Source organism: Nocardia sp. NPDC003269 (assembly GCF_042888005.1).
GTDB lineage: Bacteria > Actinomycetota > Actinomycetes > Mycobacteriales > Mycobacteriaceae > Nocardia.
Genome location: NZ_JBIAPA010000002.1, coordinates 1,627,654 through 1,647,240, shown reverse-complemented (window position 1 = coordinate 1,647,240; position 19,587 = coordinate 1,627,654). Strand labels below are relative to the sequence as shown.

General features: G+C 71.8%; 20 protein-coding genes. 14 read left to right on the top strand and 6 right to left on the bottom strand.

The genetic code is table 11. The features are described 5' to 3' along the window. The first annotated feature begins 2 nt into the window (after positions 1-2). Genes ACFYWJ_RS18005 through ACFYWJ_RS17980 form a run of 6 tightly spaced genes read left to right on the top strand, consistent with a single transcriptional unit; the run spans position 3 to position 5,399 of the window. Positions 3-266, top strand: a complete 264-nt coding sequence (locus tag ACFYWJ_RS18005; RefSeq protein WP_355275747.1) for an acyl carrier protein — start codon at positions 3-5, stop codon at positions 264-266. Then, positions 263-1,159, top strand: a complete 897-nt coding sequence (locus tag ACFYWJ_RS18000; protein WP_355275749.1) for a class I SAM-dependent methyltransferase — start codon at positions 263-265, stop codon at positions 1,157-1,159. Before ACFYWJ_RS18005 ends, ACFYWJ_RS18000 begins: the two co-directional genes overlap by 4 nt. Continuing rightward, positions 1,156-2,397: a cytochrome P450 gene (locus tag ACFYWJ_RS17995; RefSeq protein WP_355275751.1), complete on the top strand. Its 1,242-nt coding sequence runs from the start codon at positions 1,156-1,158 to the stop codon at positions 2,395-2,397. The genes ACFYWJ_RS18000 and ACFYWJ_RS17995 overlap by 4 nt, the downstream gene beginning before the upstream one ends. Next, entirely contained in the window at positions 2,394-4,106 is a 1,713-nt protein-coding gene (locus ACFYWJ_RS17990) for a fatty acyl-AMP ligase (RefSeq protein WP_355275752.1), read from the top strand. Before ACFYWJ_RS17995 ends, ACFYWJ_RS17990 begins: the two co-directional genes overlap by 4 nt. After that, on the top strand, positions 4,103-4,546 hold the full coding sequence (locus ACFYWJ_RS17985; RefSeq protein WP_355275754.1) for a PaaI family thioesterase: 444 nt from the start codon (positions 4,103-4,105) through the stop codon (positions 4,544-4,546). Before ACFYWJ_RS17990 ends, ACFYWJ_RS17985 begins: the two co-directional genes overlap by 4 nt. 19 nt (positions 4,547-4,565) lie before the next feature. Next, on the top strand, positions 4,566-5,399 hold the full coding sequence (locus ACFYWJ_RS17980) for an alpha/beta fold hydrolase (protein WP_355276006.1): 834 nt from the start codon (positions 4,566-4,568) through the stop codon (positions 5,397-5,399). A 79-nt stretch (positions 5,400-5,478) separates the two neighbouring features. Here ACFYWJ_RS17980 and ACFYWJ_RS17975 read toward each other — a convergent pair whose 3' ends face one another. Next, positions 5,479-6,444, bottom strand: a complete 966-nt coding sequence (locus ACFYWJ_RS17975; RefSeq protein WP_355275756.1) for an EamA family transporter — start codon at positions 6,442-6,444, stop codon at positions 5,479-5,481. A gap of 79 nt (positions 6,445-6,523) precedes the next feature. Between ACFYWJ_RS17975 and ACFYWJ_RS17970 the strand changes: the two genes are divergently transcribed. Next, positions 6,524-7,405, top strand: a complete 882-nt coding sequence (locus tag ACFYWJ_RS17970) for a LysR family transcriptional regulator (protein WP_355275758.1) — start codon at positions 6,524-6,526, stop codon at positions 7,403-7,405. Between the two features lie 51 nt (positions 7,406-7,456). Here the strand turns inward: ACFYWJ_RS17970 and ACFYWJ_RS17965 are convergent, their stop codons facing one another. Genes ACFYWJ_RS17965 through ACFYWJ_RS17950 form a run of 4 tightly spaced genes read right to left on the bottom strand, consistent with a single transcriptional unit; the run spans position 7,457 to position 12,497 of the window. Then, positions 7,457-8,713 carry a cytochrome P450 gene (locus tag ACFYWJ_RS17965; protein WP_355275759.1) on the bottom strand — a complete coding sequence of 419 codons (1,257 nt, stop codon included), beginning with the start codon at positions 8,711-8,713 and terminating at the stop codon, positions 7,457-7,459. A gap of 30 nt (positions 8,714-8,743) precedes the next feature. Then, complete coding sequence (locus tag ACFYWJ_RS17960; RefSeq protein WP_355275761.1) at positions 8,744-10,042, bottom strand: FAD-dependent monooxygenase; 1,299 nt, start codon at positions 10,040-10,042, stop codon at positions 8,744-8,746. Beyond that, positions 10,039-11,262 carry a cytochrome P450 gene (locus ACFYWJ_RS17955; RefSeq protein ID WP_355275763.1) on the bottom strand — a complete coding sequence of 408 codons (1,224 nt, stop codon included), beginning with the start codon at positions 11,260-11,262 and terminating at the stop codon, positions 10,039-10,041. The genes ACFYWJ_RS17960 and ACFYWJ_RS17955 overlap by 4 nt, the downstream gene beginning before the upstream one ends. Continuing rightward, on the bottom strand, positions 11,259-12,497 hold the full coding sequence (locus ACFYWJ_RS17950) for a cytochrome P450 (RefSeq protein WP_355275765.1): 1,239 nt from the start codon (positions 12,495-12,497) through the stop codon (positions 11,259-11,261). Before ACFYWJ_RS17950 ends, ACFYWJ_RS17955 begins: the two co-directional genes overlap by 4 nt. A gap of 213 nt (positions 12,498-12,710) precedes the next feature. On the opposite strand from ACFYWJ_RS17950, the gene ACFYWJ_RS17945 reads away from it, so the two are divergent. From ACFYWJ_RS17945 to ACFYWJ_RS17920, 6 genes are read left to right on the top strand one after another with little or no spacing between them, the layout of a single operon-like run. After that, positions 12,711-14,363 carry an AMP-binding protein gene (locus ACFYWJ_RS17945; RefSeq protein WP_355275767.1) on the top strand — a complete coding sequence of 551 codons (1,653 nt, stop codon included), beginning with the start codon at positions 12,711-12,713 and terminating at the stop codon, positions 14,361-14,363. Positions 14,364-14,403: 40 nt separating this feature from the next. Beyond that, positions 14,404-15,192 carry a ferritin-like domain-containing protein gene (locus ACFYWJ_RS17940; protein ID WP_355275769.1) on the top strand — a complete coding sequence of 263 codons (789 nt, stop codon included), beginning with the start codon at positions 14,404-14,406 and terminating at the stop codon, positions 15,190-15,192. Further along, positions 15,192-15,737 carry a PaaI family thioesterase gene (locus ACFYWJ_RS17935; RefSeq protein ID WP_355275770.1) on the top strand — a complete coding sequence of 182 codons (546 nt, stop codon included), beginning with the start codon at positions 15,192-15,194 and terminating at the stop codon, positions 15,735-15,737. The genes ACFYWJ_RS17940 and ACFYWJ_RS17935 overlap by 1 nt, the downstream gene beginning before the upstream one ends. Then, on the top strand, positions 15,734-15,997 hold the full coding sequence (locus ACFYWJ_RS17930) for an acyl carrier protein (protein WP_355275772.1): 264 nt from the start codon (positions 15,734-15,736) through the stop codon (positions 15,995-15,997). Before ACFYWJ_RS17935 ends, ACFYWJ_RS17930 begins: the two co-directional genes overlap by 4 nt. Then, positions 15,994-16,827, top strand: a complete 834-nt coding sequence (locus tag ACFYWJ_RS17925; RefSeq protein ID WP_355275774.1) for a class I SAM-dependent methyltransferase — start codon at positions 15,994-15,996, stop codon at positions 16,825-16,827. The genes ACFYWJ_RS17930 and ACFYWJ_RS17925 overlap by 4 nt, the downstream gene beginning before the upstream one ends. A gap of 3 nt (positions 16,828-16,830) precedes the next feature. Beyond that, a complete protein-coding gene (locus ACFYWJ_RS17920; protein ID WP_355275776.1) occupies positions 16,831-17,673 on the top strand; it encodes an acyl-ACP desaturase in 843 nt (280 codons plus the stop codon). Positions 17,674-17,733: 60 nt separating this feature from the next. On the opposite strand, the gene ACFYWJ_RS17915 is transcribed toward ACFYWJ_RS17920, so the two are convergent. After that, positions 17,734-18,195 (bottom strand): PaaI family thioesterase, encoded by a 462-nt coding sequence (locus ACFYWJ_RS17915; RefSeq protein ID WP_355275778.1) that lies wholly within the window; start codon positions 18,193-18,195, stop codon positions 17,734-17,736. Between the two features lie 153 nt (positions 18,196-18,348). On the opposite strand from ACFYWJ_RS17915, the gene ACFYWJ_RS17910 reads away from it, so the two are divergent. Further along, the gene (locus tag ACFYWJ_RS17910; RefSeq protein WP_355275780.1) at positions 18,349-19,575 is read left to right on the top strand and encodes a cytochrome P450; all 1,227 of its coding nucleotides are present in this window, start codon (positions 18,349-18,351) and stop codon (positions 19,573-19,575) included. The last annotated feature ends 12 nt before the right edge of the window (positions 19,576-19,587 follow it).

The following is a 19,587-nucleotide window of genomic DNA, read 5'->3' as shown; positions in this document are numbered from 1 at the left end:
TCGTGGACACCAGTAGAGAAGCCATCGTCACGTGGTGCCAGGAGTATCTCGCGCAGCTGCTCGAGGTCCCGGCCGCCACCATCGACCCGCTCGCCGACTTCGACCGGCTCGGTGTCGATTCCGCGCTGGCGGTCGCCCTGCTCATCGAGGTGGAGGAGAAGTTCGGCGTGGACCTGTCGCCCGACGACCTCTACGAGAACCCGACCCTGGACGCGGTCGCCGGCCACCTGCACGAGCAGCTGACCGCGAACGCGGGCCGCCCGTGACCGAGGTGGCCGACGCCGCGCGCGCCGACGCGGCGGCCGCGGCCATCCGGCACCACTACGACATCGGCAACGCCTTCTACCGCCTGTGGCTCGACGAGTCGCTCAGTTACTCGTGCGCGATGCCCGAATCCCCCGGCGACACGCTCGAATCCGCGCAGGACCGTAAGCTCCACCACCACCTGAGCGCGGTCGGCGCCGACCAGGCGGAGTCGGTGCTCGACATCGGCTGCGGCTGGGGCGCGGTCCTCGCGCGCGGCAGCCGCACCCACGGTGTTCCCCGGCTGGTCGGGCTGACACTCAGCGACGAACAGGCCGAGCACGTCCGGTCGCTGGCCCTGCCCGGTGTCGAGGTGCGCACCGAGAGCTGGGTGCACTACCGGCCGGAGTCGACCTTCGACGGCATCATCTCGATCGGCGCGTTCGAGCATTTCGCGCGCCCCGACGACACGCCCGCCGCGAAGATCGCGGTGTACCGGGAGTTCTTCACCCGCTGCCGGGACTGGCTCACCGCCGACGGCACCCTGTCGCTACAGACGATCGCCTACGGCAACATGCGCCGCGAGCAGGCCAGCACGTTCATGCAGCAGGAGATCTTCCCCGACGCCGACCTGCCGACCCTCGCCGAGATCACCGCGGCCGCCGACGGGATCTTCGAGATCGCCACCCTCACCGACGATCGGCTCGACTACGCCTGGACCTGCGAGCAGTGGGCACGGCGCCTGCGCGAGCACCGGGCCGAGGCCGTCGCGCTGGTCGGCGCCGAGACGGTCGCCCGGTACGAGCGGTATCTGAAGCTGTCGGCGCTGGGCTTCCGGATGGGCAAGCTGGGCCTGCTGCGCATCGTCGCCCGTCCCTACCCCGACACCTTCTTCCAGCGCCGGAGCCGAGGATGACACTGTCCGCGGCCCGCCCGGCGATCCGGTTCAACCCGTTCAGCACCGAGTTCCGGCGCGATCCGTATCCGGTGTACCGGGCGCTGCGGGAAGCGCGGCCGGTGCACAAGACGCTCGGGATGTGGGTGCTGACCCGCCACGCCGACGCGCGCACCGTCCTGCACGACAAGTCGTTCAGCGCGGGCCTGATCCCCCGGCTGGTGACCGAGCAGGCCCGCAGGCTCGGTCAGCCGGAGGTCGCGCGGATCGAACGGCTCGGCCGGACCTCCCTGGTGTTCACCGACAATCCCGAGCACGCCCGGCTGCGCGGCCTGGTGAACAAGGTGTTCACCGCGCGCACCGTCGCGACCCTGGAACCCCTGGTGGCCGGGATCGCCGACCGGCTGCTGCGCCCGGCGGTCGCCGCGGGCGGGGCCGACGTGATCGCCGGGCTGGCCGGACCGCTCCCGGTCGCGGTGCTGTGCGAGTGGATGGCGTTGCCGCCCGCCCTGCACGCCTGGGTGGGTGGCTGGACGCACGACATCCGCTTTCTGCTCGAGCCCGGTCTGATGAAAGCCGAGGACCTGACCCGGGTGCGCACGGTCGTCGAGTTGTTCGCCGACGCGCTGGCCGAGGTGCTCGCCGAACGTCGCGCCGCGCCCGGTGACGACCTGATCAGCCGCTTGCTCGCGGCGCGCACCGCCAACGGTGACCACCTGACCGACGAGGAGCTGATCTTCGTCTGCATCATGTGTTTCGTCGCGGGCACCGAGACCACCAAGTCGCTCATCGGCACCGCCACCCTGGCCCTGCTGCGCCACCCCGACCAGGCCGCGATGGTGCGCCGGTCGCCCGACCGGCTGGGCGCCGCGGTCGCGGAGGCGCTGCGCTACGACGCGCCGTTGCAGCTGACCAAGCGGCTGGCGACCCGGGACGTGGCGATCGGCGGGGAGACGATCCGCGCCGGCGATCACGTCCTGGTGTGCCTGGGCGCGGCGAACCGGGACCCCGAGATCTTCCCGCGCCCCGACGAATTCGACATCACCCGCACGCCCGGCGATCACCTGGCCTTCGGGCACGGCATGCACGGCTGCCTCGGCGGCGCACTCGCCGAGCTCCAGACCAGGATCGCCCTGGACGCGCTGCTGCGCAGGCACCCGCGCCTGTCCGCACCGGAGGGCGACTTCGCCTGGCAGGAACACAGTTTCCTGCTCCGCGGACTCGACAGCCTGCCCGTGTCGTTCGGAGCGCGCGGATGAGCACGCCCCTGCTGCCCGAGGTCCTGCGCGAGCGCGCGCACGCCACCCCGGACCGCGTCGCCTACCGCTTCCTCGACGACACCGGCGCCGAGGCCGACCACCTCACCTACGCCGAGTTGCACGCCAGGGCCATGACGGTCGCCGCCCGGCTGCGCGCGGCGTGCGCGCCGGGCGAGCGGGCTCTGCTGGTCTTCCCGCCCGGACTCGACTTCCTCGCCGCCTATTTCGGCTGCCTGTACGCGCGGGTGATCGCGGTCCCGGTGAATCCGCCGCGCCGCGCGCACGTCCAGCACGCGACCGGCTCCATCGTGCGGGACTGCGCGCCCGCCGCCGTCCTCACCGTCACCGGAGCGCTCGAGCCGCTGCGCACCGCGCTGACCCCGCTGCTGCCGCAGGCGTACTGGCTGACCGTCGACACCATGGCGCGCGCCGAGTTCCCCGCCGAGCCGATCGAGCCCGGTGCGGTGGCGTTCCTGCAGTACACCTCCGGCTCCACCTCGGCGCCCAAGGGCGTCATGGTCTCGCACCGCAATCTGGCCGCCAACCAGGAGATGATCAAGCACGCCTTCGGGCACGACAGCGGATCGACGGTGGTCGGCTGGGCGCCGCTGTTCCACGACCAGGGGCTGATCGGCAATGTGCTGCAACCACTCTGGGTGGGCGCGACCAGCGTGCTGATGTCGCCTGCCGCCTTCGTCCGCAGGCCACTGCTGTGGCTGACGGCGATCAGCGAGTACCGCGCGCATTCCAGCGGCGGCCCGAACTTCGCCTTCGACGCGTGCGTCGCCAGGGCGGCGGCCGAGCCGCTGCCCGAGCTCGATCTCACCAGCTGGCAGGTCGCGTTCAACGGCGCCGAACCGATCCGGCCGACCACGCTGGCCCGCTTCGCCGAGACCTTCGCCCCGCACGGCTTCCGGGCCACCTCGCTCTACCCGTGCTACGGCCTGGCCGAGGCGACCCTGCTGGTCAGCGGCAGCGACAAGGGCCGCGGCCCGCGCACGCTGACCGTGGACACCGAGGCGCTCGGCGCGGGCCGCTACCAGCCCGCCCGGCCGGGCAAGGCGCGCACGCTGGTCAGTTCCGGCCGGGTCCTGCCCGGGGAACGCGTCCGCATCGTCGACACCACCACGCTGCGACCGTGCCCGGCCGGCCGGACCGGGGAGATCTGGGTGGCCGGTGACCATGTGGCGCAGGGCTATTGGCAGCGACCCGAGGCGACCGAGGAGCTGTTGCGGGCGCGCGCCGCCGACGATCCGCGCACCGGCTGGCTGCGCACCGGCGATGTCGGGCTGATGGTGGACGGCGAACTGTACGTCGTCGGCCGGACCAAGGACATGGTGATCATCCGGGGCCGCAACCACTATCCGCACGACATCGAGGACACCGTGCAGTCCGCGCACCCCGCGCTGCGGCACGGCGGATCGGCGGCCTTCGCCTACCCCGGTGCCGCGGGCGAGCGGCTGGTGGTCGTGCAGGAGCTGCGCCGCGACCGGCTCGACGCCGATCCCGCCGAGGTCATCGGGGCGATCCGCGCTGCGGTGATCCGGGAGCACGAACTCGCCGTCGGCGATCTGGTGCTGACGCTGCCGGACCAGCTGGCCAAGACGAGCAGTGGCAAGATCATGCGCACGGCGGCCCGTGCGCGGTACGCGGCAGCGGGATTCGAGGCGTGGCCGCACACCCCCGAGCAGAGGAGCCCGACCCGATGACGACCCAGGCCCCGAACCCCGATTTCGCCCAGCTGGTCCCCGCCGCGGTGCTGTCCATGCCCGCCGCCGCCCACCTGGGTTTCCATTTCGGGCGGATCGAACCCGGCGAAGTGGAGATCGTGCAGCCGCACCGTCGCGAACTCACCCAGCACGACGGCTATTTCCAGGGTGGCGTGCTCGGCTCGCTCGCCGATTTCGCGGCGGGGTCGGCGGCGGGCACGCTGCTGCCGGTCGGCTGGATCAATATGACCGTCGACTACACGGTGAAGATCCTCGCCCCGGCCAAGGGCGCGACGGTGATCGCGCGCGGCCGGGTGATCAAGCCCGGGGCGCTGCTCACGATCGCCGCGGCCGAGGTGTTCTCCGTCGAGGACACCGGCGAAACCCTGTGCGCGACAGCGCTGGTCACGATGCGCAACGTGCGCGTCGCCACACCATGACCGAGAGGCCGTGATCCCGATGCCCCTGGTCGACGTCGACGGTGTTTCCCTCGCCTACACCGACACCGGCACCCCGGCAGGCAGGCCCGGCGCGCCCACGGTCGTCTTCGGCCACGGATTGCTTTTCGGCGGCTGGATGTTCCGCGCCCAGCTGGAAGCGCTGCAACGCGACTACCGCTGCGTCACCCTCGACTGGCGCGGCCAGGGCAGCACGCCGCCCACCGCCGGCGGCTACGACATGGACACCCTCACCGCCGACGCCGTCGGCCTGCTCGGCGCCCTCGACACCGGCCCGGTGCACTGGGTCGGCCTGTCCATGGGCGGGTTCGTCGGCCTCCGCCTCGCCGCCCGCCACCCCGATCTCCTGCGCTCGCTCACCCTGCTCGACACCAGCGCCGACGCCGAAGATCCCACGAAGATCGCCGAATACCACCGCCTGGCCTGGGCCCTGCGCTGGTTCGGCCACCGCCCCGTCCTCGGCCGCGTCGCCCCGCACCTGTTCGGCCCCGCCTTCCTCGCCTCCCCCACCGGACAGGCCACCGTCCGCGAATGGTCGCGCCGCCTGGCCGCCACCCATCGCGTCGCCCTCCGCGCAGCCGTCCACGGCGTCACCGCCCGCCCCGCGATCGCCCCCGAACTCCCCTCGATCACCACCCCCACCCTGATCCTGGTCGGCGCCGACGACACCGCCACCCCACCCGCCTGCTCCGACCGCATCGCCGCCCTGATCCCGCACGCCTATCACCACGTCCTCCCCGCCTGCGGCCACTCCAGCTCCCTCGAACAACCGGATCTGGTCACCGATCACCTCCGCCGGTTCCTCACCGACGTCGACGCCCCGGCCGTGCCCTGACAACAATCACGAGCCGCCACACCACGATGCGACCCCGGCGAGGACCACGCCGGTGCTGCGGCCGAGGCAGCGGTTCGGCTCATCCGCTCGTCACCGACCCGCACACCGGCGACGAATTGTTCTCGGGCGAAGGATGTTTCACGGTCGGGGTCGGCTTGTCGGGGAGCTGACCCGCCACGATGGCGGCCAGCGCGAGACCGAAGCCGACGAGCTGGATCGGGCCCAGCCACTGGCCGAGCAGGACGGCCCCGAGAACGGCCGCGACCAACGGCGAGAGCAGCAGCAGGACCGCGACCGAGGTGACCGGCAGCGTGCCCAGGCCACGGAACCACACGGCGTAGGCAAGCAGTCCGCCGCACAGGCCCAGCCACAGGTAGCCGAGGGCCGCGGGCCCGTCGATCGCGGGTGGGGCGCCTTCGACCAGGGCTGTCACCGGGAGCAGGATCAGTCCGCCCGCCGTGAGCTGCCACCCGGCGAAGGCGGTGGGGCCGACGCCGGGTGGCCTGCCCCAGCGCGTGGCCAGCGTGAGCCCCAGCGCCATCGCGGCCGCGCTCGCCAATCCGGCCGCGACCCCGGCGACGTCCAGCGCCGCCTGCGGTCCGAGCACCACCAGCCCCACCCCGGCGACCCCGAGCACCCCCCACCCCAGCCGCCGCACCGACGGTCGCTCCCCCAGTACCGGCAGCGCCAGCACCGCGACGAGCAGCGGTTGCGCCGCCGCCAGGGTCGCCGCGACGCCACCGGGCAGGTGCTCGGCGGCCAGGAACAGCAGCGGGAACGGCACCCCGATGAGGAGCACCCCGAGCACCGCGACCTTCGCCCACCACGCGCCGTGCGGCAGGGTCCGGGTGAGCGCGAGCGCGATCAGCCCGGCGGGCAGGGCCCGCAGCACCCCGGCGAAGAGTGGGTGACCGGGCGGCAGGAGTTCGGTGGTCACCACATAGGTCGTGCCCCAGGCCGCGGGCGCGAGCGCGGTGATCGCGGTGCGCGACACCCGTCCCGTCCCGAGGCCGCCGGAATTCCGCTGAGCCACCGAATCTTTCACGGACTCCATCGAACCGCGCGACGATCAATGAATCCAATACATGTTTGTCACCGCACCGATCGTGATTCACGATAGCTGCATGGAGCTCCAGCAACTGCGCTACGTCCTCGCCGTGGCCGAGACCAACAGCTTCACCCGGGCCGCCGAGCAGTGCCTGGTCGTGCAATCGGCGCTGAGCCACCAGATCGCCCGGCTGGAGCGCGAAGTGGGCGCCAAGCTGTTCGAACGGACCAGCCGCCGGGTCCGGCTGACCCAGGCGGGCGCGGCCTTCCTGCCCGCGGCCCGCCAGTGTCTCGACGCCGCCGAGCGGGCGGCGGCCGAGGTGGCGGCGGCGGTCGGCGAGGTGCGGGGCAGGCTCGCGGTGGGGCTGATCCCGACCGTCGCCGCGGTCGACCTGCCCGCCGCGCTGGGCGAGTTCCGGGCCGCGTACCCGCACGTGCGGATCAGCCTGCGGGTCGGCGCCAGCGAGGATCTGGCCGCGCAGGTCGAGCAGGGCGTCCTCGACATCGCCTTCCTCGGCCTGCCGACCACGAGCAGGCCGCGCGGGGTCGCGGTCCACGAACTCGCGCGCGGCAAGCTGGTCGCGGTGGTCGCGCCGGGGCACCCGCTCGCCGGCGGACCGGCCGTCGACCTGCGCAGGCTCGCGACCGAGGTGTTCGTCGACCTGCCCGCGGGCACGGCGGGCCGGAACCAATCGGATCTGGCGTTCGCGGCGGCGGGCCTGACCCGCGACGTCGCCTTCGAGGTGACCACCGCGGACTACATCGCGCGCCTGGTCGGCGCGGATCTGTGCGTGGCGATGATGCCCGCCGCGCACGCCCCGCAGCTCACCGGCGTGTGCGTCGTCGAGGTCACCGACGCGCCGTCCCGCGTCGAGTACGTCGTGTGGAACCGGACCGGTCGCAGCCCGGCGGCGACGGCTTTCCTCGCGGCACTGGACATCCCGACGGCACAGCCCTGACGGATCACCGCCCCGCCGGACGGACCGGCGGGGCGGTGACCGGGCGGTGGATCAGGCCGGGGTGACCGCGACCGTCAGCGATTCCAGACCGCGGATGACGACGTTCGGCTTGAACGGCGGGTTCTCCGACCGCAATTCGAGCGTCCGGACCTTGCGCAGCAGCACGTCGAGCAGGATCTCCATCTCGAGCAGCGCCAGCGGGGCACCGAGGCAGTAGTGGATGCCCAGGCTGAACCCGAGATGCTTCTTGGCCGGGTTCATCGGGTCGGAGAAGCGGGTCATGTCGACCCGGTCGGGGTCAGCGTAGGCGGCCGGATCGTGGTTGGCCGAATTGATCAGCACCACCACGCCTTCGCCCTGCTCGAACTCGTGGCCCGCGACGGTGATCGGGCGGGTCGCGGCGCGCGTGGTGATCTGCACCGACGGGTCGAGGCGCAGCAGTTCGTCGGGGGCGACGGGCAGCAGTTCGGGCCGGTCACGCAGCAGCTGGATCTGATCGGGGTTGCGCAGCAGGCGCAGCATGCCGGTACCGATCAGATTGGCGGTGGTCTCGTGCCCGGCGACGAAGGTGGTGATGCAGGTGGCCAGCAGCTCCTGCTCGGTGAGCACGTCACCGCGGTCCTCGACCTGCGACAGCACGCTGAGCAGGTCGTCGCGCGGGTCGGCGCGGCGCTCGTTGAGCAGCTCCCGGAAATAGCCCATGAACCCGCGCGAAGCGGCGCTGCGGGCGGTCAGGCATTCCTCGGGCAGCGTGTAGTCGTGGTCGAAGCCGCGCGCCAGATCCTGCGACCACCGGTGCACCTGGTCGTAGGCCTCCTCGGGCACCCCGATCAGCTCGCAGGCGATGACCAGCGGCAGCGGGTAGGCGATCTTCTCGACGAGGTCGAATTCGCCCGCGGCCAGGGCGTCGTCGACGAGCTGCTCGCACAGCTGCTCGATCCGCGGCCGCAGCCGGGTCACCATGCGCGGGGTGAAGCCCTTGGTGACCAGGTTGCGCAGGCGGGTGTGGTCCGGCGGCTCCATCCACAGGAACGAGGTGGGCAATTCCTCGGCGGCGTTCTCCGGCGACACCGTCGGGTGCATCATCGCCGCTTCCTCGGCGTGGCTCCACGCGGTGGTGGACAGCACGGCCGCGCAGTCCTCGTAGCGGGTCAGCACGTGGTGGCCGAGCGGGGTCTGGTGGAGGGGGCCCGCCTCCCGCAGGACGCGGGCGGGGGCGTACGGATCGGCACGGCCGTCCGGCCCGAACAGCTGGACCAGCGCGGTCTGGACCGCCTGGGCGTCGATCGGGGAAGTCGTGGAGGTCATGGGTGGGTCTCCTGGTTCTCCGGTGGGTGGTCAGGGAAGGAGGATGCGGCGCAGCGTGCCCGGCGCGGTGAGCGCGGCGGGCGGGTCGACCAGGTGGGCGACCCGCAGGAAGGTCCTGGCCACGCGCGGATCGTGGTGCGCGACGTGCTGCACCCGGCTGACGAAGACATTGGTGAGCCGGGTCCGGACCGTGCGCCTGCCCTCGACGCCGGGATGCCGCAGATCCGAGCCGGCGGCCAGCTGCCAGGCCACCTCGACCGAACCAGCGGCGGCCGCGTAGTACCGCGCGGGCAGGTCGGCCTCACCGGCGGCGAGGCACTCGCGCAGCGCCTCGGCCTGCAGCGCGGCGACCGTCATGCCCTGGGCGTAGAGGGGATTGAAGGCGCACAGCGCGTCGCCGAGCACGAGCAACCCGTCGGGCGGGGCGCTCTGGCGGTCGAAGCGGCGTCGCACGGCGGTCCGGAACCGGTAGGGCACCGCCTCGCCGAGCGGCTCGGAGCCGAGGACGATGGTGTGGATGTCGGGGGCCGACAGCGAGGCCGCGTACTCACGGAACCCCGCGTCGTCGACGGGCGGGTGGTCACCGAGCATCCCGGCCAGGGTGACGTGCCACCGATCGCCCTCCACCCGGACCGCGCCGCCGCCGCGCCCGTTGGCGCCGGTCGAGACGATGACCGAGGCCTGTCCGCCGAGCTGACCGGGCCGGTGCCGGAAGAAGCGCGACGCGTAGCCGAGGTCGACGTCGAGCCGTTCCTCCTCGGGCGTCTCGGCACCGATCGCGGTGAGCCACTGCGTGATCCGCGATCCGCGACCGCCCGCGTCGACGACCAGGTCCGCGGCCAGGGTCTGCTCCCCCGCCGGTCCGAGGACGGTCACCGCGCGCACCCGCCGGGCATCGCCGACCAGGCCCTGCACCGTGGTACGGGTCAGCAGTTCGATGCCGCGCAGCCGCAGTGTCCGCCTGCGCAGCACGGTCTCGAGCAGGGAGCGGGTCGCGATCACCGAGGTGAGTCCGGTCGAGCCCGCCGCGAGCCGGGCACCGCCGACATACCACCGGGTGCCGACCAGCACCTCGGCGACGGTCGCGCCGTCCGAGACCGCCTGTTCGGTGAAGCCGGGGTAGAGCTCCTCCATGACGCGCCGGCCGCGGTCGAGCAGCCCGTGCAGGTGCCAGGCCTGCGGAACACCGCGGCGCACGGTCGCTTTCGCGTCCAGCTCGTCGCGTTCGACCAGGGTGACCCGCTCGTAGGTGTCGGCCAGCACACGCGCCGCCAGGAGCCCGGCGACCCCGGCGCCGATGACGATCGCGTGCCCGCGGCGCGCGGTCACAGCGTCACCGGGAGGTGCAGGATGCCGCGGTGGATCAGGCTGGGGCGGTACACGATCGGCGCGTCGGCCAGGGCCAGCTCGGGCGCGCGGTCCAGCAGGGTGAGGATCGCGGCTTCGGCCTCGAGCCGGGCCAGCGGCGCGCCGACACAGTAGTGGATGCCCAGGCTGAAGCCGAGGTGCTTGCGCGGCGGCCGGTTTCCGGTGAACCGGGTGATGTCGAAGGTGTCGGCGTCGCGGTAGACCCGCTCGTCGCGGTTGGCCGAGCCGGTGAGCACGACGACACCGTCGCCGCGGCGGAAGGTGTGCCCGCCCACCTCGGTGTCGTCGAGCGCGACCCGGATCGTGAACTGGGTCGGCGCGTCGTAGCGCAGCATCTCGTCGATCGCGGGACCGATCAGCTCGGGGTGCGCGCGCAGCAGCGCCAGCTGGCCGGGGTGGCGCAGCAGGGCGAGCAGGCCGTTGCCGATCAGGTTGATCGAGGTCTCCATGCCCGCGACGAGCAGCAGCAGCGACATCCCGATCACCTCGGGCTCGGTGGGGAAACCGCCGTCCTGGCTCGCCGTGACCAGTTCGCTGAGCAGGTCGGGGCCCGGCTGCTGCTTCTTCTCGGCGATGAGCCGCGCGAAGTGCCCCATGCAGGCGATCGCGGCGTCGGTGCGGGCGCTGATGTCGTCGGGGCCGAGCAGCGCGTCGGGGTCGCTGCCCCGCGCGATCGCCAGCTGCCAGGCGCGGAAGCTGGGTCCGTCGGCGGCGTCGGCGCCGAGCAGGCGCACCGCGACCATGGCCACGGCCAGCGGCACCGCCAGATCGTCGAGCACGTCGAGCTCACCGCGGTCGAGCGCGGCGTCGACCAGCCCGTCGACCACGCGGCCCGCCAGCGGTGCCAGCTCGCCGATCGTCGCGGGGGTGAACGCCTTCGCCACGAGCTTGCGGTAGCGGCCGTGCTCGGGCGGGTCCATCCGGACGAACGAGCCGGGGATGGCGGCGGCGGTGTCGCGGAACGGGCTGATCCCGGCCGCGTAGCCGTGGCCCCAGTCGGTGCCGGTGAGCACCTCGGCGCATTCCTCGTAGCGGGTCACCAGCGTCAGCGGGACATCGCCGAGGGCGAAGGGGAACAGCGGGGTCGCCTCCCGCACGCGGTGGTAGGCGGAGTACGGATCGGCGCGGTGCTCGGGGGCGAACGCGTCGAAGGTGAGGTCGGCGGGGACAGCGGTACTCATCGGCCCTCCAGGCTGATTCGCAGTTCGGACATGCCGCGCACGACCACGTTCGGGCGGTACGGCGGTTCGGCCAGCAGACGCATCCGCTCGACCCGGGTGGACACGGCGCGCAGCACGGCCTGCATCTCCAGGCGGGCCAGCGGCGCGCCGAGGCAGTAGTGCAGCCCGAGACCGAACGAGAGATGACGCTCGGGCCGCTGACCGGGCCGGTAGCGGCCGACATCGAACCGGTCGGCGTCCGGGAAGGCCTCGGGATCGCGCGCCGCCGACCCGATCAGCACGATCACCGCGTCACCGGGCGCGAAAGTCCTTCCGGCGAGCTCGATCTCGTGCCGCGCGGTCCGGGTGGTCAGGTGCACGGGCGGGTCGTAGCGCAGGACCTCGTCGACCGCGGGCCCGCACAGCGCCGGGTCCGCGCGCAGCCGCTGGAACTGGTCGGGGTGGCGGATCAGGGCGAGCAGGCCGTTGCCGATCAGGTTCACGGTGGTCTCGTGCCCGGCCACCACGAGGATCAGCAGGGTGCCGATCAGTTCGGTGCGGGTCAGCCGCACCCCGGCGTCCTCGGCCTGCACGAGGGCGGTGATCAGGTCGTCGCGCGGGTCGCGGCGGCGCTGGGCGATCAGGTCGCCGAAGAAGTCGGTGAACGCGTGCACGGCGGAGGTGCGGGCGGCCAGTTCGGCCGGGCTGAGCAGGGTGTCCGGGTCGAGGCCGCGGGCGATGTGCGCGGAGATCTCGCGGATGTGGGCGTGCGATTCGGCGGGGACACCGAGCAATTCGCAGATCAGCGTCAACGGCACCGGGTAGGCCAGCGCTTCCAGGGCGTCGGTCTCGCCCTCGGCCAGCATCGCGGTCAGCAGTCCGTCGACCAGGCGCTCGGCCCGCTCGTGCAGCCCCGCCACGGTGCGCGCGGTGAACGCCTTGCCGACCAGGCCGCGCAGCCGGGTGTGGTCCGGCGGCTCCATCCACAGGAAGGAGCCGGGCAGTTCCACCTCGCTGTCACCGTGCAGCAGCTGCGGCTCCTCCGCGTGACTCCAGCGCGGGTCGCTCAGGATGGCCTGGGCCTCCGCGTGCCGGGGCACGAAGTGGACCTCGTGCGGACCGGGGACGAACGGACCCGCGGCCCGCAGCGTCGTATAACTGCGATACGGGTTGTCACGGCAGTGCGGGGCGACGCTCTCCAGCACCGCGATCTGCACCGGGGTCGGGTCGTCGACCGCGACATGATCGGAAGTCACCGGCAGCTCCTACGGCGTCTGTGATGCGGGGATTTCGCCGCTCATCGTCACCGCCGGGGCGCCGTGAATTCGTGCGCTATTGCCTGCTCCGATCGGGCGATAGCCGAATATCTTTATCGGGCAGCGCAATTGGCCGATCGACGGTGATTATCGGCGCGCGTATTTCGGTATTCGTTCAACGCGATTTCATATGGCACTGTTGTCGTTTCCGGCATGAATTCCTCGCGTTCGGGCGAAACGCTCACCACGCTGCTGGCCGGCGTCGCCGCCGCGCATCCGCGGGTGCCCGCGACATTCTGGTCGGTGTCGGAACGGGTCGACTACGCCGAGCTGTCGCTGCGCGCGCAGACCGCGGCGACGGCACTGGTCCGGCGCGGGATCGGGCACGGCGAGCCGGTCGGCGTGCTGTGCCCCAACGCCCCGGAATTCCTGGTCTCGCTCTTCGGCATCGCCGCGGCGGGTGGGGCGGCCACGCCGCTGCCGCTGCCCGCCGGCGCCCGCGCCACGGCCGCCTACCCGGCCAAGCTCGCGGCGATCACCGCGGCCGCCGGGATGCGCACCGTGCTGGTGTCGCCGCGGTTCGCCTCGATGATCCCGCTGATCGGCGACATCGGCGTCGAGTTCGTCGACACCACCGACCTGGTCACCGACGTCCTCGCCGACCCGGACGCGCTGCCCGACCACGGCCCCGACGACCTGGCGATCGTGCAGTTCACCTCCGGCAGTACCGCGCTGCCCAAGGGCGTGCGGCTCACCCACGCCAATGTGGTGAGCGGGCTGGCCGCGATCCGCACCGGCATCGACCTCGGCCTCGCCGACCAGGGTGGCTTCTGGCTGCCGCTGTTCCACGACATGGGCCTGTTCGGCACCTTGTCGGCGGTGCTGCGCGGTATTCCCGCCCACGTCTGGTCGCCGCTGGCGTTCGTGAAGGACCCGGCGCGCTGGCTGAGCGAGTTCGCGGCGACCGGAACCACGATCACCGCCATGCCGAACTTCGGCTACGAGGCACTGCTCGGCGCCATCGCCCCCGAGCAGGTCGCCGACTACGACCTGAGCCACTGGCGGATCGCGTTCAACGGCGCCGAACCGATCGCGGAATCGGTGGTCACCGCGTTCTGCGAGCGGTTCGCGCCCGCCGGCTTCGCGCCGTCGACGATGTTCGGGGTGTACGGCATGGCCGAGGCCACCCTCGCCGTCGCCTTCCCGCCGCTGCTGCGCGCACCGCGCTTCGAGTGGGTCGACCGCGCCCGGCTCGCCGATGCCGCTGTCGCCGCACCGGTCTCGCGCACCGAGGACGGCGCGCGGGCGGTGGCCTCGGTCGGCTCCGCGGTCGCGGGGATCGCGATCCGGATCGTCGATCTCGGCACCGGCGCCGACCTGCCCGACGGCCGGGTCGGCGAGATCCTGATCCAGGGCGCGCCGGTCACCGGCGGCTACCTCACCGTCGACCCCGACGCGGTCGCCGACCGCTTCACCGACGGCTGGTTGCGCACCGGCGATCTCGGCTACCGCCGCGACGGCGAACTGTTCGTCACCGGACGCTGCAAGGACATGATCACCGTGCGCGGCGTGAACTACTACGCCCAGGACGTCGAGGCCGCGGTGCGCGATCTCGACGGCATCCACAAGGGCCGCTGCACCGCGGCCGTCGACCCCGACGGTGACGACGTGATCGCCCTGATCGCCGAGACCGAACGCACCGGCGCCGAGGCCGACGCGCTCGCCACGGCCATCGCCGCCGCCGTCACCGCCCAGCTCGGGCTCTCCGCCGTGCAGGTGCATCTCGTCGCGCCGCGCAGCATCCCCCGGACCAGCAGCGGCAAGCTCCAGCGGCTGGCCGCCCGCGACCTGATCGGCCGCCGATGACGCCGCGCCGCTCACCCCTGCGATCGAATGGGAGTGCCTAGTGCACAGCTTCGACATCTTCCGCCACTACGAACGTCTGCACTGGAAACTGAGCGACCTCGACCTGGCCGCCGTCGACCCGACCCTGGTCCGCCCGGAGTACATCACCCTCGCCAAGAGCGCGGCGATGGGCGAGTCCAACGTCATCGCGGCCGTGCACGGTTTCCTGAACGAGTTCGTCGACGACTACGACTTCTCCACCTTCGCGGTGGTGTGGGGCTACCAGGAAGTGCAGCACCACTACGCCTTCCGCTCCTGGCTGGGCGCCATCGGCGAGGACGTCGAGGACCGCGCGGTCGACGCGATGCGTGAGCCGTACGCGCCGGGCAGCACGCCCTCGGCGACGCTGGCCACCAACATCATCTCCGAGCTCACCGTCAACCACGTGTACCGCGCGGTGTCGAGCTGGGTGGCCGAGCCGGTGCTGAAGACGTTGCTGCTCAACGCCAGTCGCGACGAGGCCGGGCACGCGCGCGAGTTCATCCACTACACCACCGAGCGGCTGAAGAAGCGGCCCGAAGAGCTGCCCTCGGTGCTAGAGACGCTCTACGTCTACAGCTCCGAGGCCAAGATCAAGCACCCGGTGAGCACCTTCAAGGCGGGGATCGCCGAGCTCGGCGACCACGAGACCATCGACACCGGTTTCGAGCTGTTCCTCGAACAGGTCGCCGCCGAGGGCGAACTGGAGGTGCTGCACGACAAGGTGCGCCGCACCTTCGCCGGCATCACCGGCCTCGACCTGTCCAGCAACGCGAAGGTGCGCCGCGCCCTCGCCGACGCCATCGCCTGATGACCGGCGGCGAGCGGCCCGGCGCGGTCGAGGTGCCGTGGTCGGTGATCCCCGACTACCACTGCTTCGGCTGTTCCCCGCACAACGCGACCGGGTTGCGCCTGACCTTCGTCCCGCGCGCGGACGGCGCGCTGGTGGCCACGTTCCGGCTCGGGCGCGCGTTCGAGTCCTATCCCGGGGTGGTGCACGGCGGCCTGATCGGCGTCGTGTGCGACGAGGTGATGGGCAATCTGATCGTGCTGGCCCGCCACGTCCCCGCCTTCACCGTCTCCCAGCGCACCCGTTTCCTCACGCCCCTGCTGATCGACCGCGAATACCGCTGTGTGGCGACGCTGCCACCCGAGCGGGCCGCCGGGCCGATCCCCGCGCACGCCGAGATCCTCGACGCGAACGACGCGGTGTGCGCGACGTCGACGGCCACCTACCAGCCGTTCGACCTGCACGCCGTCCGCGACCAGCTCACCCTCGACGACGACGAAGTCACCCTGCTCGACCACGCCCTGTCCACGTCGAACACCCTCTCCCCGAACGGAGCCCGGCCATGACCACCACCTCTGCCGACACCATCCTGCGCACGGTCACCGAGATCGCGATCGCCGAGACCGGCCTGAGCGCCGCCGACCTCACCCCCGACGCCGACCTGCGCGCCATGGCGGGCGTGGACTCGGTGCGGGTGCTGCGGATGATCGCCCGCATCGAGCGCACCTTCGACATCGAGCTCGAGGACGCCGACGTCTTCGGGATGTCGACCCTGGCCGAGGTGACCGCGGTCGTCGAGCGGTCGGTGGCCGAGGCGTCCGCATGACTGTCGTCGCCGATACCAATCAGCACTACGATCTCGACCCCGACATCTTTGGGCAGTTCCTCGATCCGCTGCGCAAGTACAGCTCGGCGCTCTACGCATCCGACAGCGACACACTGGAACTGGCGCAGCGCAACAAGTTGCGTTTCGTCGCCGAGCGGCTCGGGCTGCGCGGCGGTGAGCAGCTGCTCGATGTGGGTTGCGGCTGGGGTTCGCTGATCCTGTACATGGCGAGCGAGCTGGGCTGCCGGACGCTCGGGATCAGCCCGGCGCCGCGTCAGCACGACTACATCGCCGAGCAGGCGGCGGCGCGCGGCGTCGCCGATCTGGTGAGCACCCGGGTCGGGCACTTCGAACAGCTGGACCTGCCCGCGCGCGGCTTCGACGCCGTGACGCTGCTGGGATCCATCGTGCACATGCCCGACCCCGACGAGGTGTTCCGCCGGGCGCGGGGCGTGCTGCGGCGCGGCGGCACGCTGTATGTGTCGGAGAGCTGCTTCCGTAACACCGCCACCCGCAGCGCTTTCGACGATCGCGACGGCACCGGCTTCGTCCGCGAGGACATCTTCGGCTTCGGCGAGCTGCGGCCGCTGTCGGAGCTGATCGCCGCCGCCGAGAACGCCGGCTTCTCGGTGATCTCGGTCGACGATCTGACCGACCAGTACCGGCGCACCATCGAGGACTGGATCGGCAATGTCGACGCCGCCGCCGAGCGCATCGACGCGCACGGCCCCGGCCTGGCCGCCAAGCTGCGCCACTATCTCGAGATCGCCAACGCGGGCTGGGGTTACACCACCAAGCACTACGCGCTGGTCTGCCGGAATGCCAGGTAGGACATGAGCACCACACCGGGGCTGTTGCCCGTGCGGGACCTGGTCGCCGCGGTGGACGGCTTTCTGGCCGCCTCCCCGGCGACCCGGGCCTGGGATGTGGAGACCGCCTTCGACTGGGCCGCCGCCGACGCGGGCAGGCTCACCGAGGGACAGCGCTCCGCGGTCCAGTTCGTCACCCTGATCGAGGACCACCTGCCCGGCTACTTCGACGTCTATCACCGGCACTTCCCGGTCGACGACACCGTGGATCTGCCGACCTTCGAACACAATCGGGAGCTGTACCACTTCACGGTGCGCTGGGCGCTCGAGGAGGACACCCACGCCAGGGCGCTGGCCCGCTACCAGCAGGCGGCGGGCATCGCCGACCGCGACACCCTGCGGTCGGACCTGGCGATCGAGGGCCACAAGCCGTTCGATCTGCCCTACGACCATCCGGTCCAGTTCTTCGCCTACGCCCTGGTGCAGGAGAAGGCGACGCAGATGTACTACCAGCAGCTGCGCGACGTGGTCACCGACCCGGTGCTGGCCGCGGTGCTGACCCGCTTGGCGCGCGACGAGGCGCGGCATTTCAGCTTCATGGCCGACGTGGTGACCCGGTATCTACGCCACGACGGCGACGCGGTGGTGGCGCCGATCCGCGATGTCGTCGCGAATTTCCGGATGCCGCTGTCGGATACGCTGCGCGGCTACTGGCGGTGGGCGCTGCGGATCGCCGATGTCGCCGACTACGACCACACCGCCGCCTACGAACACCTGGTGAAGGTGATCGACCGCGCGGTCGACGCCCGCACCGAACCGGTCGACGAGCTCATCGCGTTCGTCGAGGGCTGCCGCACCCTCGCCTGACCCGCGACGACACCGGCCCCCGCTCCCGATTGCCACGGAGCGGGGGCCGGTGTCGTCGGCTCAGTTGCCCTGGGCCAGCACCAGAATCGTGGTGGTGCCGTGGGCGATCAGCTTGCCCGCCGCGTCGGTGATGCGGCCTTCGGCGGTCGCGGTGCGCCTGCCGACGTGCACGGCGGTGGCGTCGCAGGTGAGCCTGCTGCCGTCGAGGGTCACCGCGCGGATGAAGTTCACCTTCAGCTCGAGCGTGGTGTAGGCGACGCCGTCACCGAGTTCGGTGAACACCGCGCTGCCCATGGCGGTGTCCATCAGCGTGGCCAGCACGCCGCCGTGCACCGTGAACATCGCGTTGATGGTCGCCGGATTCGGGTCCAGGTAGTACCGGGTACGGCCCTTCGACGCGCTCTCCAGCCGAATTCCCAGCGAATCGCCGACGCCCAGTTTCTCCTGCAGCCCGCGCTCGAATACCGCGGTCAATTCGGCGACCCGCCGTTCGGCGGTCGCGTCGATTTCGGTGGTGGTCATGGTTTTCCTCCCTGCGGACGATTCCTCCGCCATTCGATCAGCGCCCGGTGAATTCCGTCTTGCCACACGACATTCCATTTCGAGCTCCGATCGGCTGATCGGGATCACGCGCGGCCGATGCGCCGTCGCCCGGCCGCGCGTACCGTCGGGCAGATGGCCGACACCACCGCTGCCGCCCGCGTCGAGTCCATCGAGGCCGACTTCTTCGCCGACCCGCACGCGTACTACCGGCGCTGGCGCGCCGACGGCCCGGTCCATCGGGTCCGCTTCCCCGACGACGTCGTGCGCTGGGTGGTGATCGGCTACGCCGAGGCCCGGGTGGCCCTGGCCGATCCGCGGTTGCGCAAGGACATCGCCCGGATCGACACGATCGTGCACGCCAAGCGCGGATCGACCCCGAGTGATCCGAATGTGGTCGCGCTGCTGAGCCACATGCTGAGCACCGATCCGCCCGCGCACACCCGGCTGCGCAAACTGGTCAACAAGGCGTTCACCGCCAAGCGGGTCGCCGCGCTACGGCCGCGGATCGAGCAGATCACCGCCTCGCTGCTGGACGCGATGGCCGAGCGCGACCAGGTCGATCTGATGGACGAGTTCGCCAATCCGCTGCCGGTCACGGTGATCTGCGAGCTGCTCGGTGTCCCCTACGCCGACCGCGACGACTTCCAGACCTGGACCAGGGCGCTGGTCACCGTCGCAGGCGAAGGCGAGGACGACGAACGCCCGGCGGCCTCGGCGGCGATGGTCGCCTACCTGGCGAACCTGGTGCGCGCCAAGCAGACCGACCCTGCCGACGACCTGCTCTCGCAGCTGGTCCTGGCCGACGACGACGGCGACCGCCTCACCGATCGCGAACTGGTGTCGATGGCGTTCCTGCTGCTGGTCGCCGGACACGAGACCACCGTCAACCTCATCGGCAACGGCGTCAACGCACTGCTGCGCCGCCCCGAGCAGTGGCGGGCCCTGTGCGCCGACCCGGCGGGGGTGCCCGCCGCGATCGAGGAGTTCCTGCGCTTCGACGGCCCGGTCGACATGGCCACCGTCCGCTACACCGCCGAACCGATCACCTTGGGCAGCACCGAGATTCCGGCCGGTGAACTCGTCTACGTGGCACTGGCCGCCGCCAACCGCGACCCCGCCCGCTTCGCCGACGCCGACACCCTCGCCGTCGACGGCCAACCCACCGGCCACCTGGCCTTCGGCCACGGCATCCACTTCTGCGTCGGCGCGCCCCTGGCCCGCCTCGAAGCCGAGATCGCCTACACCGCCCTGCTGCGCCGTTTCCCCGACCTGCGCTTGGCCGATGCCGCGAACACCGGCCACTGGCAGACCAGCACCCTCATCCGCGGCCTCCTCGAACTCCCCGTCCGCGTGCGCTGAACCACCGCCCGG